Annotated in this window: 12 protein-coding genes and 2 tRNA genes; 9 read left to right on the top strand and 5 right to left on the bottom strand. The window is 58.0% G+C overall.

The window, feature by feature from the left end:
- Positions 1-42: 42 nt before the first annotated feature.
- Positions 43-471: an EamA family transporter gene (locus ACFQZG_RS15665; RefSeq protein WP_378154104.1), complete on the bottom strand. Its 429-nt coding sequence runs from the start codon at positions 469-471 to the stop codon at positions 43-45.
- Positions 472-605: 134 nt separating this feature from the next.
- Here ACFQZG_RS15665 and ACFQZG_RS15660 point away from each other — a divergent pair, with 134 nt between their 5' ends.
- Positions 606-1,592 carry a Gfo/Idh/MocA family protein gene (locus ACFQZG_RS15660; protein WP_378154102.1) on the top strand — a complete coding sequence of 329 codons (987 nt, stop codon included), beginning with the start codon at positions 606-608 and terminating at the stop codon, positions 1,590-1,592.
- A 110-nt stretch (positions 1,593-1,702) separates the two neighbouring features.
- Here ACFQZG_RS15660 and ACFQZG_RS15655 read toward each other — a convergent pair.
- From ACFQZG_RS15655 to ACFQZG_RS15645, 3 genes are all read right to left on the bottom strand, one after another.
- Positions 1,703-1,776: transfer RNA gene (locus tag ACFQZG_RS15655), tRNA-Arg, on the bottom strand.
- A gap of 72 nt (positions 1,777-1,848) precedes the next feature.
- Positions 1,849-2,544, bottom strand: coding sequence for a Crp/Fnr family transcriptional regulator (locus tag ACFQZG_RS15650; RefSeq protein ID WP_378154100.1), 696 nt, complete (start codon positions 2,542-2,544; stop codon positions 1,849-1,851).
- 18 nt (positions 2,545-2,562) lie between these two features.
- Complete coding sequence (locus ACFQZG_RS15645; RefSeq protein WP_378154098.1) at positions 2,563-3,567, bottom strand: HD-GYP domain-containing protein; 1,005 nt, start codon at positions 3,565-3,567, stop codon at positions 2,563-2,565.
- 221 nt (positions 3,568-3,788) lie between these two features.
- Here ACFQZG_RS15645 and ACFQZG_RS15640 point away from each other — a divergent pair, with 221 nt between their 5' ends.
- Positions 3,789-3,983, top strand: coding sequence for a hypothetical protein (locus ACFQZG_RS15640; protein WP_378154096.1), 195 nt, complete (start codon positions 3,789-3,791; stop codon positions 3,981-3,983).
- A gap of 293 nt (positions 3,984-4,276) precedes the next feature.
- Here the strand turns inward: ACFQZG_RS15640 and ACFQZG_RS15635 are convergent.
- Positions 4,277-4,350 (bottom strand) — tRNA-Gly (locus ACFQZG_RS15635).
- A gap of 180 nt (positions 4,351-4,530) precedes the next feature.
- Between ACFQZG_RS15635 and ACFQZG_RS15630 the strand changes: the two genes are divergently transcribed.
- From ACFQZG_RS15630 to lonB, 7 genes are all read left to right on the top strand, one after another.
- Complete coding sequence (locus ACFQZG_RS15630; protein WP_378154095.1) at positions 4,531-5,457, top strand: hypothetical protein; 927 nt, start codon at positions 4,531-4,533, stop codon at positions 5,455-5,457.
- A gap of 105 nt (positions 5,458-5,562) precedes the next feature.
- Entirely contained in the window at positions 5,563-6,852 is a 1,290-nt protein-coding gene (gene tig / locus ACFQZG_RS15625; RefSeq protein ID WP_378154093.1) for a trigger factor, read from the top strand.
- A 188-nt stretch (positions 6,853-7,040) separates the two neighbouring features.
- The gene (gene clpP / locus ACFQZG_RS15620; RefSeq protein WP_378154091.1) at positions 7,041-7,640 is read left to right on the top strand and encodes an ATP-dependent Clp endopeptidase proteolytic subunit ClpP; all 600 of its coding nucleotides are present in this window, start codon (positions 7,041-7,043) and stop codon (positions 7,638-7,640) included.
- A 38-nt stretch (positions 7,641-7,678) separates the two neighbouring features.
- A complete protein-coding gene (gene clpX, locus ACFQZG_RS15615; protein WP_378154089.1) occupies positions 7,679-8,935 on the top strand; it encodes an ATP-dependent protease ATP-binding subunit ClpX in 1,257 nt (418 codons plus the stop codon).
- Positions 8,936-9,052: 117 nt separating this feature from the next.
- Positions 9,053-10,150, top strand: coding sequence for a flavodoxin-dependent (E)-4-hydroxy-3-methylbut-2-enyl-diphosphate synthase (ispG, locus tag ACFQZG_RS15610; protein ID WP_378154087.1), 1,098 nt, complete (start codon positions 9,053-9,055; stop codon positions 10,148-10,150).
- A gap of 54 nt (positions 10,151-10,204) precedes the next feature.
- A complete protein-coding gene (locus tag ACFQZG_RS15605; RefSeq protein WP_378154085.1) occupies positions 10,205-13,525 on the top strand; it encodes an SNF2 helicase associated domain-containing protein in 3,321 nt (1,106 codons plus the stop codon).
- Positions 13,526-13,655: 130 nt separating this feature from the next.
- Positions 13,656-15,404, top strand: coding sequence for an ATP-dependent protease LonB (lonB, locus tag ACFQZG_RS15600; RefSeq protein WP_378154083.1), 1,749 nt, complete (start codon positions 13,656-13,658; stop codon positions 15,402-15,404).
- Positions 15,405-15,807: the final 403 nt, after the last annotated feature.

Below are 15,807 nucleotides of genomic sequence, written 5' to 3'. Positions count from 1 at the left end.
GTCGCCCGGAGAGATCATCTCTCTTGGGCGACCTTTTCGCTTCTATTTAATCGCCGTCAGGAAGACGCCGACGGCGATCAACGCGACGCCCGCCGCGTTCAGGTAGCTGATGCGTTCGCCGAGGAAGAAGTAGGCGAGCACGACGGCGAGCACGACGCTCAGCTTGTCGATCGGACCGACCTGCGACACTTTGCCCGACTTCAACGCCAAGAAGTAGAACAGCCAGGATAGCGCGCCGGCCGCCCCGCTTAGCAAGATGAACAGCATCGCCTTGCGCTGCGCGAACAGTTCTCCGAGCTGTCCGAACTTGCCCTGCGCGGCGACGACGCCGAGCAGGAAGACGGCCATGACGACGGCCCGGATCGCGGTGGCGGAATTCGCGTCGACGTCCTTGAGTCCGATTTTGCCGAATATTGCGACGAGAGCGGCGGTTGCCGCCGACAATAACGCGTAAATGAGCCACATTCCCATTAGATTCGTGCCTCCGTTCCTATTGGCCGAGCGACTATTCACTTATTTTACCGAGTCAGGCGCCCGTTAACCGGCCGATATGAGATAATAAACGAGGAAAGCCATAGACGAACCGCGAAAGGAACGATGGGAGAATGGCGGCAACAAAGATCAGATGGGGAATCGCGGGACCGGGATGGATCTCGTCCATGTTCGCCAAGGACCTGGCTTATGCGGAGGGCGCGGAATTGGCCGCCGTCGCGGGCCGCGACTTGGACAAGGCGCGCAAGTTCGCGCAGGATTACGGCGCTCGGAGAGCGTACGGGAGCATGGAGGAGCTGGCGCGGGACCCCGAAGTCGATATCGTGTACATAGGGACGCTGCATCCGATCCATAAGGAGAACATGTTGACGTTCCTTCGGGCGGGCAAGGCGGTGCTGTGCGAGAAGCCGTTCACGATGAACGCGGCGGAAGCCGAAGAAGCGATCGCGTGCGCGAAGGAGAACGGCGTCTTCCTCATGGAAGCGATGTGGACCCGGTACTTGCCGGCGATCCGCCAAGTGCGGGAGTGGCTCGCGGAAGGGAAGATCGGGGAAGTTCGGCTCGTGAAGGCGGAGTTCGGCTTCAACGTCGGTTGGCAGCCGGAAGGCCGTTTGCTCAACCCCGCGCTCGGCGGAGGAACGTTGCTCGACGCCGGCATCTATCCGGTGTCGTTCGCCTCGATGGTGTACGGGGCGCAGCCCGATAAGATCATGAGCACCGTGCGCATCGGAGAGACGGGCGTGGACGAGCAATTCTCGCTGCTGTTCGAGTACGCCGGCGGGCGCACCGCTTCGCTCCACGGCGCGGTCCAGCTCGGCATGATGAACGATGCCGTCATCTACGGAACGAAGGGGCACATTCGGGTTCCCGAATTTCTGGCTGCGAGATCGGCGACGCTGCACGTGTCCGGCGAAGAGCCGGTGGCGTTCGCCCATGATCGCCAAGCGCACGGCTACGTATTCGAGGCGGAAGAAGCGATGGCTTGCCTGCGCGAAGGACGCAAGGAGAGCGCGGGGATGACGCAGGACGAGACGGCGCAGCTCATGCATACGCTGGACAGCATCAGATGGCAATGGAACTTGAAGTATCCGTTCGAGTAATGCCGGAGTCATGCCGATAATAATGCCTGGTAAAGCCAAAACCCCGAGGTCCGCTAAGCGGATTCTCGGGGTTTCTATCGATTCATTCATAGGATTCGATCGGTTAAGCGCGTCCCAGGAGGGACTCGAACCCCCGACAACTCGCTTAGAAGGCGAGTGCTCTATCCAGCTGAGCTACTGGGACACGCGAGAGCTATTGTATCACAGAACGTTTTGGCTTCGCAAGGCTTATATTGTCAATTCGCGAATTCGATTGTTACGCGTCGGCTTCGATACGATCGCGAAGCTCCTGAACGTTCATGAGGCGGATGAACCGGTCCTGAATGACGATCAAACCTTCGTCCTGCAGCTCCTGGAGCACCTTCGATACGGTCTCGCGTACCGCGCCGACCATCTCGGCCAGCTGCTGGTGAGTGATCTTCAGCGGGATCGTGCATTCGTTCCCTTCGATCGGGCCTCCGTGCTCGGCCAAGGCGAGCAGGCGCTTGAGCATGCGCGTCCTGACGTTCAGGAACGTCAGATCGTAGATTTGTTGGTTCGCGCGCCGCAGCCGTTCCATCGTATAGTCGAGCAGTAGGAAGGCGATATTGCGGTCTTGCTCGATGAGCAGCTGGAAGTCACCCCTGCGCAGGATGTACAGCTTCGTCTGCATGAGGCATTCCGCGGTCGCGGAGCGCACGAGCCCCGGCTTCATCAAAGCCATTTCTCCGAAATACTCGCCCTCGCGCAGGAACGCGAGAATGACCTTTTTCGACTTGTCGAACGTATAGATGCTGACGGAACCGCTCCCGATGAAGAAGATCTCGTTGCCGTAGTCGCCCTCGAGGAAAATCAATTCGCCCTTGCGGTACGTCTTCTGGTGAATGTAAGGCGCCATGCGGTCCAGAAGTACGGGGTCGATATCGCGAAAAAAAGGAATCGACGCCTGAAGCTTCCGTCGATCGATCGGCATCCTCTCACCCCCTTAGGTCTAGCGTTGTTGAAGAACCTTCTCGATCTTGAACGTCGTGCTCGACATCAGATCGATCCGCGCGTCGGAGTTGTCGAGCTGCACGACGGGCCGGCAGGCGTTCGCTTTGTTGACCGCGCGCACTTCTCCGGTCAAGCCGCCGTTCAGCATGACGTTCGTGCCGACCGGATACGGCTGGAACGATCGGATGAACGCCCTCGCGACCGCGTAGGAACAGAATGTATCTATCTTCGACATGACCATGTCGATTCCTTCCGACGGAAGGCGATCGGCCGTCCGATCGTTCAAGAAGTAATCGAATTCGCTCGCGATTCCGCATATTTGGGCGGCTTCTTCGAGCTGCGCCTCGCGGATGCCGTACGGGAATCCGCGGCCGTCGATCTGCTCGTGATGCTGAAGAACGATTCTGAGCGCCCCGTCGGGGATGCCTTTCACTTTGCGCAGCATATCGTAGCCGACCATCGGGTGATGCATGAGCAGCGTATGGTCATGCGGCAGGACGAGTCCGACGTCGTGCAGCAGGCTGCCGATGGCGACTTCTTCGAGCCGCGCTTTCTTGTAGCCGAGCGCCTTGGCGGTCATCAACGACAGGAAGCAGACGTTAAGACTGTGCGAGACCAGCTCGGAATCGCCGGAAGCGTACAGATCGTTGCTGCCGATCGTCAGCTCCGGGTCCCCGGCGACGACCTCGGTTACGTGGTCGGCCCATTCCAGCAGCGGACGAATCGGGAAACCGTTCATTTGACGGATCGATTGGAAAATATGTTGCAGCATCTCTTGCGTCAAATGGATCAGGTTGCCCATTTTATCGAGACGGTCGTTTCCGGCCGCCCGGTGTTCCGTCATGGCGACGAAAATATAGCGTTGGCCGAGCCGCTTGATTCCTTCGATCAGCCTGTCGTTTAAGGTAGCGCCTTCCTTCAGCATCAGGCGCCCGTCCGCGGCGTAGATCCCCCGTCCGAGCAAATCTCCTTCGACCAGTTGTTCCACGGGCACGATGAGCATAGTACCCCTCCATCCATCCTATCTGTCTTGTCTACAACGAAGTGTAGCACCGGGGTTGTGGCGATTTCTGTAACCTGCGCCACATATTTTGATTAAAAATAGGTCTTAAGGGCATAGGGACAACGGAAGGGGTTTAAGGAGCGGAGAAACGGAAAGGCTATTGATAAGAACGTACGTTCGTTATATAATGGGAACAAATGTTCCTGCAGGAGGCGGATCCAATGCCGATCGAGAAGTGCGTCGGAGCGATCGTCGAACTGATCTACGAGGACAGCAAGGGGAACATCACGAAGCGGCAGATCCGCGTGCGGAAGGTCGATCGGAACACGGTGAAAGGGTTCGACACGGTCAAAGGGGCGTACCGGACGTTCGCGTTGGAGCGGATTTTGGCGTCGATGCCGGTAGGTCGGGCGTAGGATGGGCGTGGCGGAGATCGTTCGCGTGGCGGAATAGCGCGGAAGTATCGTGTTACGGGGGCAAAATCGGCGTCGTGGGCGAAAATAGCGCGGAAATATCGGGTTACGCGAGAAGCGATTTCAGTATGGAGCGGGTGATGGGAATACTCGACATCTTGATTGAAAGGTTCCCCTGCGGGAACGGATAAGGTAGATGTCGACGCGCGTCCTACTCGGGTAGTTCGAGGAGTCTTCACGGACGGTCGAACCCGGATTCGGGTTCGTCTTCCCATCACGCGAGAAGTTATTCATTATGGAGCGGGTGATGGGAATCGAACCCACGCCTCAAGCTTGGGAAGCTGGCGTTCTGCCATTGAACTACACCCGCGCGTTATGCGACTACGTCGATGATAGCACGCCGCCATCCGAATAGGCAACGGTCGGCAAGCGCTTCCAACGATCGCGAGGCATCGTCCGATCGGGGAATTTTCCATTTGACATGCCGTTCATGCTATAATGCGGTGATACGGAACATGCCGCGTTGAACGGCTTGGAAGGGGGATTCCCCATGACGGAACAACATAAAGACAATCTCGTCCTGTTCCCGAAGACGCTCGATTACTACCAGATCCAGCTGACGAAGATGTTGGAGACGGAACGATACGGCGATGCCAAAGGCTTGCTCGAATTTCTGCTGCAGTGCCGCGGCGACGCCGAGCGCCATCATACCGAATGGCAGGCGCTGCTCGGCTGGCTGGACGCGGCGTTCCCGGACGCATCCTCGGACTTCGGTCCGGACAGGATGGCGGACGAGGACGCAGGCGAGGAGGACGAGCAGGAAGAAGACGGCTGGCTCAGGCGTAAGGTCGCCGATCGGGCGCAGACGGACACCGAATACATACCGAAGTTGTTGGCTACTCTCTACAACGGAGACGATCCGGAACAACAGATGCTCGCGCTCGGGCAACTGATGCACGTGGAGCACCCGGATATCGAGAACGCGCTCAAGCAATGGCTGGCAAGGCAACCTTACCTGCCTTCCGTCCAGTTCAAGGCGTTGCAGGCGCTGCGCAAGCAAGGCTCCAGCGGACCGGTCGCCCTATGGCGCGACGGGGAGAGCTTGACGGTCGAAGCGGGCGATACGCCGCTCGCGTTCGCGGATTTTCCCGCGGGCATTCACGAGGTGCTCGATCGCGTCCATCAAGCCGCGGAAGTGTCCGATCCGACGCTCAGCTACTTCGCGGAAGAGATGTGGAAGGATTGCGTCCAATCCGCGTACGGCACCGCGACTTACCGGAGCATGATCGACGGCAGCGACAGCGTGTCCGACCTGTGGGCGGCCGCGCTTCACCAGTTATTGCTGGAGAAGCTGCACGGCAAGCAGAACGACGAATGGATCAGGGAGCAGTACGGCATAACCGCCGAGCTCCGATTCCGTTACGAACAGGCGCTCAGGTGGCTTCGCCAGTACGCGGTGGAGCCGAGAAATTCATGACGCGAAGGTTCATCTTGAATGGCGCTCGATGTTGTTCTATAATAGAGTGGTTTATGTAAAGGCCGCGATTACGCGCGCAAGAAGTTACGGAGGGGAAAGCATAATATGAAAGCAAACTGGGAAAAAATAGAGAAGAACATCGGCGTCCTTGACGTCGAGATCGACGCGGATCAAGTCACCGTCGCTCTGGACAAAGCGTTCCGCAAAGTCGTTCAAAAGGTGAACGTGCCTGGATTCCGCAAAGGCAAAGTGCCGCGCGGCATCTTCGAAGCCCGTTTCGGCATCGAAAGCCTGTACCAAGACGCGATCGACATCTTGCTGCCGGAAGCGTATACGAAAGCCGTTGAAGAAGCAGGCATCGAGCCGATCGACCGTCCCGACGTGGACGTCGAGCAATTCGGCAGAGGACAAGCGTTCAAGTTCAAAGCGAAAGTTACCGTTAAGCCGGAAGTGAAGCTCGGCGAGTACAAAGGCCTCGTCGTGCCTGCAGAAGACGCATCCGTGTCCGACGAAGAGATCAATGCCGAGCTGAACCGCTTGCAACAACGCCATGCGGAGCTCGCGGTCGTGGACGAAGGCCCCGCGCAATTGGGCGACCACACGGTTATCGACTTCGAAGGCTTCCTGGACGGCGTGCCGTTCGAAGGCGGCAAAGGCGAGCAATACGCGCTCGAGCTGGGGTCCGGCTCGTTCATTCCGGGCTTCGAAGACCAAGTCGTCGGCCTGAACATCGCCGAAGAGAAGGACATCGAAGTTGCTTTCCCGGAAAATTATCATGCCGAGAACTTGGCGGGAAAGCCTGTCGTGTTCAAAGTGAAATTGCACGAGATCAAGCGGAAGAACGTTCCCGCGCTTGACGACGAGTTCGCGAAAGACGTCAGCGAGTTCGACACGCTGGACGAATACAAAGCGGATTTGACGAGCAAACTGCAAGAACGCAAATCCAAAGACCTCGAAGGCGCGCGCGAGCTCGCGATCGTCGACAAAGCAGCGGAAGGCGCCGAACTCGAAGTGCCTGCGGTACTCGTGGACAGCGAGATCACCCACATGCTGAAGGATTTCGAGAACCGTCTTCGCATGCAAGGCATGAACCTCGACATGTACTACCAATTCAGCGGTCAAGACGAAGCTGCGTTGAAGGAACAAATGAAAACCGACGCGGAGAAGCGCGTTCGCAACAACCTTGTTCTCGAAGAAATCGCGAAGGCGGAAGGCCTTGAAGTCTCGGAAACGGACATCGAGGAAGAGCTGGAGAACCTTTCCAAGCTTTACAACCGTCCGGCTGAAGAGCTTCGCGGCATCTTCGCTTCGAACGGCTATCTGGACAACCTGGGCTCCGACCTGAAAGTCCGCAAAGCCGTGAAATTCCTCGTCGAACAAAGCAAAACCGCGTAAATCTACAGCATCAAGCGATACGATAAGGCACGTGTAACCCGCGTGCCTTATTTTTCACCCCTCTTACATAACGCAACGCAGCAATAAGGGCGTCCGCGACGGCAGGCGCTTGTCAACATGACATTCGGTTTTGAACGTGTTAGAATATTACCGAGATTTGAAGTCCAATAAGAAAAGAGGTTGGTTGCATGTTGGTACCTATGGTCGTCGAGCAGACGAATCGCGGAGAGCGGTCGTACGACATTTACTCTAGGCTCTTGAAAGACAGGATTATATTTCTGGGTAGCGCGATTGACGACGATGTTGCCAATCTCGTTATTGCCCAACTGCTTTTCTTGGCTGCCGAGGATCCCGAGAAAGACATCCATCTGTACATTAACTCCCCAGGCGGTTCGGTAACGGCCGGCATGGGAATCTACGATACGATGCAATTCATCAAGCCGGACGTGTCCACGATCTGCGTAGGCATGGCCGCAAGCATGGGTTCGCTTCTGCTGACGGCCGGCGCGCCAGGCAAACGGTTCGCGCTTCCGAACAGCGAGATCATGATTCACCAGCCGCTAGGCGGGGTAAGAGGTCAGGCATCCGACATTAAGATTCACGCGGATTGGATCGTGAAGACGAAGGAAAAGCTGAACAATATCTACGTCGCACGCACCGGCCAACCGTACGAGAAGATCGAGCGCGATACCGATCGCGACAACTTCATGAGCGCGGAAGAAGCCGTCGCATACGGGCTTGTCGATCGCGTCATCACGACGCCGATCGCATCGCCTGCCAGCGCTTAAGAAGCGCACTTCAAGCTGTTTCACAAAGGAGGGTTTACATGTTTAAATTTAGCGACGAAAAAGGTCAACTGAAATGCTCGTTCTGCGGCAAATCCCAGGATCAGGTGCGCAAGCTGGTCGCCGGTCCGGGTGTCTATATATGCGATGAGTGTATCGAGCTGTGTACCGAGATCGTGGAGGAAGAGCTGGGCCACGAAGAAGAACTCGATATGAAGGATATTCCGAAGCCGAAAGACATCCGCAACATTCTCGACCAATACGTCATCGGCCAGGAGCAAGCGAAGAAGTCGCTGTCCGTCGCGGTATATAACCACTACAAGCGGATCAATTCCCAAGCGAAGATCGAGGACGTAGAGCTCCAGAAGAGCAACATCATGCTCGTAGGACCTACCGGCTCCGGCAAGACGCTCCTCGCTCAGACGATGGCGAAGATCCTGAACGTTCCGTTCGCGATCGCGGACGCGACGTCCTTGACGGAAGCCGGTTACGTCGGCGAAGACGTCGAGAACATCTTGCTTAAGCTGATTCAAGCAGCCGATTACGACGTAGAGAAAGCCGAACGCGGCATTATCTACATCGACGAAATCGATAAAGTCGCCCGCAAATCCGAGAATCCTTCGATTACCCGCGACGTATCGGGCGAAGGCGTGCAGCAAGCGTTGCTCAAAATTCTCGAGGGCACGGTCGCGTCCGTTCCTCCGCAAGGCGGACGGAAGCATCCGCACCAAGAGTTCATCCAGATCGATACGACGAACATTCTGTTCATTTGCGGCGGCGCGTTCGACGGTCTCGAGCAGATCATCAAACGCCGGATCGGCAAGAAAGTCATCGGCTTCAGCTCCGTGCTCGAAGGGCAGAAGGATATGAAGGCCGGCGAATACTTGTCGCTCGCGCAACCGGAAGACCTGCTCAAGTTCGGTCTTATTCCGGAGTTCGTCGGACGTCTTCCCGTCATCTCCACGTTGGAGCCGCTCGACGAAGCAGCGCTCGTTCGCATCTTGTCCGAACCGAAGAACGCTCTGATCAAGCAATATCAGAAGCTGCTCGAGATGGACAACGTCAAGCTGGAATTCGACGGCGGCGCGCTCGAGGCGATTGCTCGCGAAGCGATCAAGCGCAACACGGGAGCGCGCGGACTTCGGGCGATCATCGAAGGCGTCATGCTCGACGTCATGTACGAAGTGCCTTCGCGCGACGACGTCGTCAACTGCCTCGTGACCGAGAAGGTCATCAAGGATAAGCTGGCGCCGGAGCTGACGACGAAGAAAGGCAAGAAAAAAGAAGAGAGCGCGTAAACGGGAGCAGGATGAGAGCCGAATGGTCTTTCGGCCGCTCGGGTTTCGCCTTAATTGCCGGTTCCACCCCGAAGCCATCGGGGTGGACTTTGGCTTATACAGGGGAGAATGACGCAGATGTACAAACGTACCGATACCGTCGCCGTTCGCGTGGGAAATTTAACGATCGGCGGCAACAACCAAGTAATCTTGCAAAGCATGTGCACGACGAAGACGGCGGACGTCGACGCCACGGTCGCGGAGATCAAGCGTCTGGAGGAAGCGGGCTGCCAGATCGTCCGGGTAACCGTCAACAACAAGGAAGCCGCGGAAGCGATCAAGGAAATCAAACGGCAGATCAGCATTCCGCTCGTCGCGGACATTCACTTCGACTATCGGCTCGCGTTGCTCGCGATCGAGAACGGCATCGATAAAGTCCGTATCAATCCGGGCAATATCGGCCGCCGCGAGAAGGTGGAGGCGGTCGTCAAAGCATGCAAGGAGCGGGGCATCCCGATCCGGATCGGCGTTAATGCGGGCTCGCTAGAGAACCATTTGCTGGAGAAGTACGGGTACCCGACGGCGGATGCGATGGTCGAGAGCGCGCTGTTCCATATCGGCATTTTGGAAGAACTCGATTTTCACGATATTATCGTCTCTCTTAAAGCATCCGACGTACCGATGGCTATCGAAGCGTATCAGAAGGCGGCGGAAGTCATCCGTTATCCGCTGCATCTCGGCATTACCGAAGCCGGAACGCTGTTCTCCGGCACCGTGAAGAGCGCGGCCGGTCTTGGCGTGCTGCTCGCGCAGGGCATCGGCAATACGATGCGCATCTCGCTCAGCGCGGACCCGGTCGAGGAGATTAAAGCCGCCCGCGAATTGCTTAAGGTATTCCATCTCATAACGGACGCGCCGACGTTGATCTCCTGCCCGACTTGCGGAAGACTGGATATCGACTTGTTCTCGGTAGCGAACGAGGTTGAAGAATATATATCGAAGCTGAAGGTGCCGATCAAGGTGTCCGTACTGGGCTGCGCGGTCAACGGACCGGGCGAAGCGCGCGAAGCCGACATCGGAATCGCCGGTGCTCGCGGGGAAGGCATGCTGTTCCGCTACGGCGAAATGATCCGCAAAGTGCCGGAGGCGGAGCTTGTCGGCGAGCTGAAGAAGGAAATCGACCATATCGTCGCGGTCTATACCGAAACCGGCGAGATTCCGGGGCGGAAGCATTAAAAGCGAGTTCACCTTGGTATTCAATCGTCAGAAGGAAATGCGGGTTGATACGTAATGGCTAGCAACAAGGAACAAGTGAAGCGATTGCTCGACCGGGCGACCGTCGAACGATTGTGCGCCGAATCGATAGCGAAGCAAGGCGAAGCGATGCTGCGGGGAGGTCAGGTGTCTTCCTTGAAGCAGGAGACGGCCGGCGGCGTATTCGCCGCGGTCGTGAAGACGAACCCGAACGGCCGGTTCGAGGTCGAGATCTCGATCCAAGGACCGGAGAAGATTGAAGCATCGTGCACTTGCGACGCTTACGGAGCGACCGAGGCTTTCTGTCCGCATATCGCGGCGGCGCTGCTGGCGTTGGCGGAGGATGAGCAGCAGGCCGAATCTTCGCAGCCGGTCGAGATATCCGATAAGGACGCGCAGCTGACGAAGCAAGTCATCTACTTGTTCGACCGGGATATTACCCGTCAGTCGGAGCTTATGCTTGAAGAAGAAGCCATTCCCGAGCTGACGCAGGAGCTTGAAGTGGAGTTCAATTGCAGGGTGATGCAGGGCTTCTCGAGTCGTCCGATGTTCGCGGTGACGATGAAGCTGGGCGTCACCCGGCTTTATATCGTGCAACGAATGAAAGACTTCCTGAACAACGTCGAAGGGCGCAACCCGATGACGTTCGCGAAGCATTTCGCATACGACCCGCTCGAGCATGTCTTCAAGGAAGCCGACGACCGGTTCATTCGGCTAATGATCGAAGCGATGCGCGCCGAGGAGATCTACAAGGACCTGTTCCACTCGTTCTCCTCTTACTCGCACCGCGAGGAGAGGATCCTCATGATTCCTCCGGCGATCTGGGAGCGGATGTTGCCTCTAATCGAGCACGTTAACATGCGTTACGAAGACAAGGCGGGCAACAGCCACCGGATGCGAGTCATGGAGGGGACGCTTCCGATCTTCGCGCAGCTCGACAGGGCGGGAGATTCGGGGTATCAGCTGGAGTTCGAAGGGCTCAAGAACGCGATCTTCCTCGACAACTACGGCACGGCCGTCGTGAACGGCATGCTGTTCTTGGCGGACGGCGAGCAACTGAAGCGAATGTCGGAAGTGAAGCGCATGTTCCACTACGAGAATCGGACTCGGCTGCTCATTCAGCCGGATCAGCTCGAGCCGTTCCTCGAGCGCGTCGTTCGCGGCTTGAAGCCGTTCATGGACGTGGAGATCTCGCCGCAGATCGCCGATCGGATCGTCAATCCGCCGTTGCAAGCCCGGATGCACCTGGATTATCAGGATCACAAGCTGCAAGCCAGCCTCGAATACGTCTACGACGACATTGTCATCCGTCCGCTGCCGAGGTCCGATACGCAGACTTCGCGTCCGGACGTCATTCTGATGCGGGACGTCGAACGGGAGCACCGGATCATGTCGCTCATCGAGAGAGCAGCCTTCAAGTTTAACGGCAAGGACGTCTATCTCGATCAAGAGGACGACATCTACGACTTCCTGTTCGGCTTGTTGCCTCTGCTCGCGAACGACGTCGCGATCTATTCGACCGCGTCGGTGAAGGACATCACGCGAGCCGAAGAATACCGGCCCAAAGCCCGACTCGACGTCGATCCGCATACGGAATGGCTCGAAGTGTCGTTCGACATGGAAGGCATGGATACGGAAGAGATTCAGAAGTTGCTGCGGAACCTGGTCGAGAAGAAGAAGTATTACCGCACTTCGAACGGCGCGTTCTTGTCGTTGGAGCAAGACAGCTTCAAGGAAATCCACCGTCTGTTCGACGAGCTCGATCTGACGAAGCCGGATATGAACGGCAACCGGCTACGGATGCCCGCCGTGCGGGGATTCCAGCTCATGGATCAATTCGGGGCGACGCCGGGCGTGCAGCTCGGTCGCTCGCTGCGCAAGCTGTGGGACAATCTGCGCAACCCGGACAACTTGGATTTCGAGTTGCCCGCCGAGCTGGATCCGATTCTTCGGGATTACCAGAAGTACGGCTACCAATGGCTGAAGACGTTGTCCTATTACGGGCTTGGCGGCATTCTCGCCGACGATATGGGACTCGGCAAGACGATTCAGAGCATCGCCTACGTCGTGGCAGAACTGCAAGAGCGGAAGCGCGCGGACTCCGATCAATCGGAGGAAACCGCGGAGCTCCGGGAGACGCCGAAGCATGCTCCGGTCCTCATCGTCTCGCCTGCGTCCCTCATCTACAACTGGGAGCGCGAGTTCAAGAAGTTCGCGCCGGGCGTCCGCACGGTCGTCGCCGCCGGAGACAGGCAGGAACGCAGCGAGAGGATGGTCGATCTGTCTTCCGCGGACGTCTGGATCACGTCGTATCCGCTGCTGCGAAGAGATATCGAATGGTACGAGAAGCAGCGGTTCCGAGCGCTGTTCCTCGACGAAGCCCAGGCGATCAAGAACCATGCGTCGTTGACGGCTCACGCGGTTCGCCGCTTGCGCGCCGCGCAGCGGTTCGCCCTCACCGGGACGCCGATCGAGAATTCCCTCGACGAGCTGTGGTCGATCTTCGACGTCGTATTCCCGGGCTTGTTCGGGGGGAGGAAGGCGTTCGCGGATCTTCCCCGCGAGAAGATCGCGCGGATCATCAAGCCGTTCATTCTCCGCCGCCTGAAGAGCGAGGTGCTGAAGGAGCTGCCGGATAAGATCGAGAGCGTGCAGCCGTCGGAATTGTCGCTGGAACAGAAGCAGCTGTACATGGTCTACTTGGAGAAGCTCCAGAACGACATCGCGCGGGATTTGGCGGACAACGGCTTCCAGCGAAGCCGGATGAGGATATTGGCCGGGCTGACGAGGCTCAGGCAGCTATGCTGTCATCCCGCCTTGTTCATCGAAGGCTACGAAGGGACGTCCGGCAAGCTGGAGCAGTTGCTCGAGATCGTCGAGGAATGCCAAGGCAGCCGCAAGCGGATGCTCATCTTCTCGCAGTTCACTTCGATGCTGGACATTATCCGGAAGCAGTTGGACGAACGCGAGCTCTCTTACTTTTACCTCGACGGCTCGACGCCGACGCACAATCGCATCGACATGTGCCAGCAATTCAACGACGGGGAAAGGGATATGTTCCTCATCTCGCTGAAGGCGGGCGGAACGGGACTGAACTTGACCGGGGCCGACACGGTCGTCCTGTTCGATCTGTGGTGGAATCCGGCCGTCGAGCAGCAAGCCGCGGACCGGGCGCACCGGATCGGACAGAAGAACGTCGTGCAGGTGATCAAGCTCGTGGCGCAAGGGACGATCGAGGAGAAGATGCTGGAGCTGCAGCAACGCAAAAAAGATTTGATCGACGAGGTAATCCAGTCCGGAGACGCGGCGATCTCGTCGCTCACGGAGGAAGATATCCGCGAGCTGTTGGAAATCTGAATGACTATATTAACCGGTATTCGGGCAATACTACCAAGTATAGCCCGGGGCCGGTTTTTTGTTGTTGCCATTACACCGCATGCGGCGCCATGGAACCGAAGCAAGGCGCGATTGGGGAGGACGGATTCAGATGACATTAAGCACCATTCTTATGCTCGTTCAAGTGTTTTTCGCCGTCGTCATCGGCATTTATTTTTGGAATTTGCTGCGTAACCAGAAAACCAATCGCAGCGCGGTCGACAGGGAGTCGCGCAAAGAGATGGACAAGCTTCGCAAGCTGCGTTCGATCTCTCTGACCAAGCCTCTCGCCGAGAAGACGAGACCGGTATCGATCTCGGACATCGTCGGACAGAAGGAAGGGCTCCGCGCTCTCAAGGCGGCGCTGTGCAGCAGCAATCCGCAGCACGTGCTCGTCTACGGCCCTCCGGGCGTCGGCAAAACCGCGGCGGCCCGCGTCATTCTCGAGGAAGCGAAGAAGAACAAGCTGTCTCCCTTTCGCATGGAAGCGAAGTTCACCGAGATCGACGCGACGACGGCGCGGTTCGACGAGCGCGGAATCGCCGATCCGCTCATCGGATCGGTGCACGATCCGATCTATCAAGGAGCCGGCGCGATGGGCGTCGCCGGCATTCCGCAGCCGAAGCCGGGCGCGGTAACGAAGGCGCACGGCGGCATTCTGTTCATCGACGAGATCGGCGAGCTGCATCCGATCCAGCTGAACAAGCTGCTGAAGGTGCTCGAGGATCGCAAAGTGTTTCTGGAGAGCGCGTATTACCACGCGGAAGACACGAACATCCCGATGTATATCCACGATATTTTCCAGAACGGACTGCCCGCGGACTTCAGGCTCGTCGGAGCGACGACGCGTTCGCCGTCCGAGCTGCCTCCCGCGATTCGGAGCCGCTGCATGGAAGTGTTCTTCCGGCCGTTGCTGCCCGACGAAATCGGCCAGATCGCGGAGAACGCGATTCAGAAAATCGGCTTCGTACCGCGCCAGGAGACGCTCGAGGTCGTCAAACGATACGCAACGAACGGCCGGGAAGCGGTAAACATTATTCAACTCGCCGCGGGCTTGGCGCTGTCGGAAAGCCGCGAGGAGCTTGGCGCGTCCGACATCGAGTGGGTCGTCAACAGCAGCCAGCTGCCTCCGCGTCCGGAACGCAAAGTGCCCGCGAAGCCGCAGATCGGCCTCGTGAACGGCCTCGCCGTCTACGGACCGAGCATGGGCGCGTTGCTCGAGATCGAAGTAACGGCCATTCCCGCGCATCACGGGCGGGGGCAATACAACATTACCGGCGTCGTGGAGGAAGAAGAGCTCGGGGGCGGTCAACGCACGCTGCGCCGCAAGAGCATGGCGAAGGGCTCGCTCGACAACGTGCTGACGATCTTGCGTCGCAACGGCTTCCAACCGGAGAACTTCGACCTGCACATCAACTTCCCCGGCGGAACGCCGGTGGACGGACCGTCCGCGGGCGTCGCGATGGCGGTCGCGATCGCGTCCGCGCTCATCCGGCAGCCGGTGGACAACAAGCTGGCGATGACCGGCGAAGTTAGTATTCACGGCGCGGTCAAGCCGGTCGGCGGCGTCATCGCGAAGGTGGAAGCGGCGCTGCAGGCGGGCGTAGAGACGGTGCTCATTCCGAAGGAAAATTGGCAGGCGATCTTCGAAGGACTCGAAGGCGTTCGCGTCGTCCCGGTCGACCGGATCGAGGAAGTGTTCCGCCACGTGTTCGGCGAGCATATGATCCATGCGGACGCGGATTGGCAGTTCGGAGAGCTGCCGGTCGCGGCGGACGCCTTCGCCGCGGCGCCTGCGGGGTCGGTGCTCCATGCGGGAGCCGGCGGCGCGAAGTTCGCGGACAACGATGGCGGCAAGTGACGAGATGCGGCGCGGGGGAGACTCCCGCGCCGCTTTTTTGGCGTTTATGAAGAAAAGTCACGCTTAACGCTGCCACATAACGCTAAATCGCCGAATGGTTGCCGATCGCCGGAATAACGCCGCCACATACCGCTAAATCGCGGAGCGGCTGCCGATCGCCGGAATAACGCTGTCACATAACGCTAAATCGCCGAATGGCTGCCGATCGTCGGAATAACGCCGCCACATAACGCTAAATCGCCGAATGGCTGCCGATCGTCGGAATAACGCTGTCACTGCAACTAGAATAAAAAGTGGACACCTCATAAGCGCAAACAGATAATAAACTCAACAAGAATTAAGAGGTGTCCGGCATGAGTGAGAGAAGACAGCATTACAACGAAGAGTTTAAAGAACAGGCGGT

It is taken from the genome of Cohnella sp. GCM10027633, assembly GCF_042675445.1.
Lineage (GTDB): Bacteria > Bacillota > Bacilli > Paenibacillales > Paenibacillaceae > Cohnella.
This window is presented reverse-complemented; position numbering and strand designations above follow the sequence as displayed.

Bases quoted from the DNA above. Each gene is read 5' to 3' on its own strand.
- ACFQZG_RS15665 (WP_378154104.1), bottom strand. From the start codon at position 471: ATGGGAATGTGGCTCATTTACGCGTTATTGTCGGCGGCAACCGCCGCT.
- ACFQZG_RS15660 (WP_378154102.1), top strand. From the start codon at position 606: ATGGCGGCAACAAAGATCAGATGGGGAATCGCGGGACCGGGATGGATC.
- ACFQZG_RS15650 (WP_378154100.1), bottom strand. From the start codon at position 2,544: ATGCCGATCGATCGACGGAAGCTTCAGGCGTCGATTCCTTTTTTTCGC.
- ACFQZG_RS15645 (WP_378154098.1), bottom strand. From the start codon at position 3,567: ATGCTCATCGTGCCCGTGGAACAACTGGTCGAAGGAGATTTGCTCGGA.
- ACFQZG_RS15640 (WP_378154096.1), top strand. From the start codon at position 3,789: ATGCCGATCGAGAAGTGCGTCGGAGCGATCGTCGAACTGATCTACGAG.
- ACFQZG_RS15630 (WP_378154095.1), top strand. From the start codon at position 4,531: ATGACGGAACAACATAAAGACAATCTCGTCCTGTTCCCGAAGACGCTC.
- tig (WP_378154093.1), top strand. From the start codon at position 5,563: ATGAAAGCAAACTGGGAAAAAATAGAGAAGAACATCGGCGTCCTTGAC.
- clpP (WP_378154091.1), top strand. From the start codon at position 7,041: ATGTTGGTACCTATGGTCGTCGAGCAGACGAATCGCGGAGAGCGGTCG.
- clpX (WP_378154089.1), top strand. From the start codon at position 7,679: ATGTTTAAATTTAGCGACGAAAAAGGTCAACTGAAATGCTCGTTCTGC.
- ispG (WP_378154087.1), top strand. From the start codon at position 9,053: ATGTACAAACGTACCGATACCGTCGCCGTTCGCGTGGGAAATTTAACG.
- ACFQZG_RS15605 (WP_378154085.1), top strand. From the start codon at position 10,205: ATGGCTAGCAACAAGGAACAAGTGAAGCGATTGCTCGACCGGGCGACC.
- lonB (WP_378154083.1), top strand. From the start codon at position 13,656: ATGACATTAAGCACCATTCTTATGCTCGTTCAAGTGTTTTTCGCCGTC.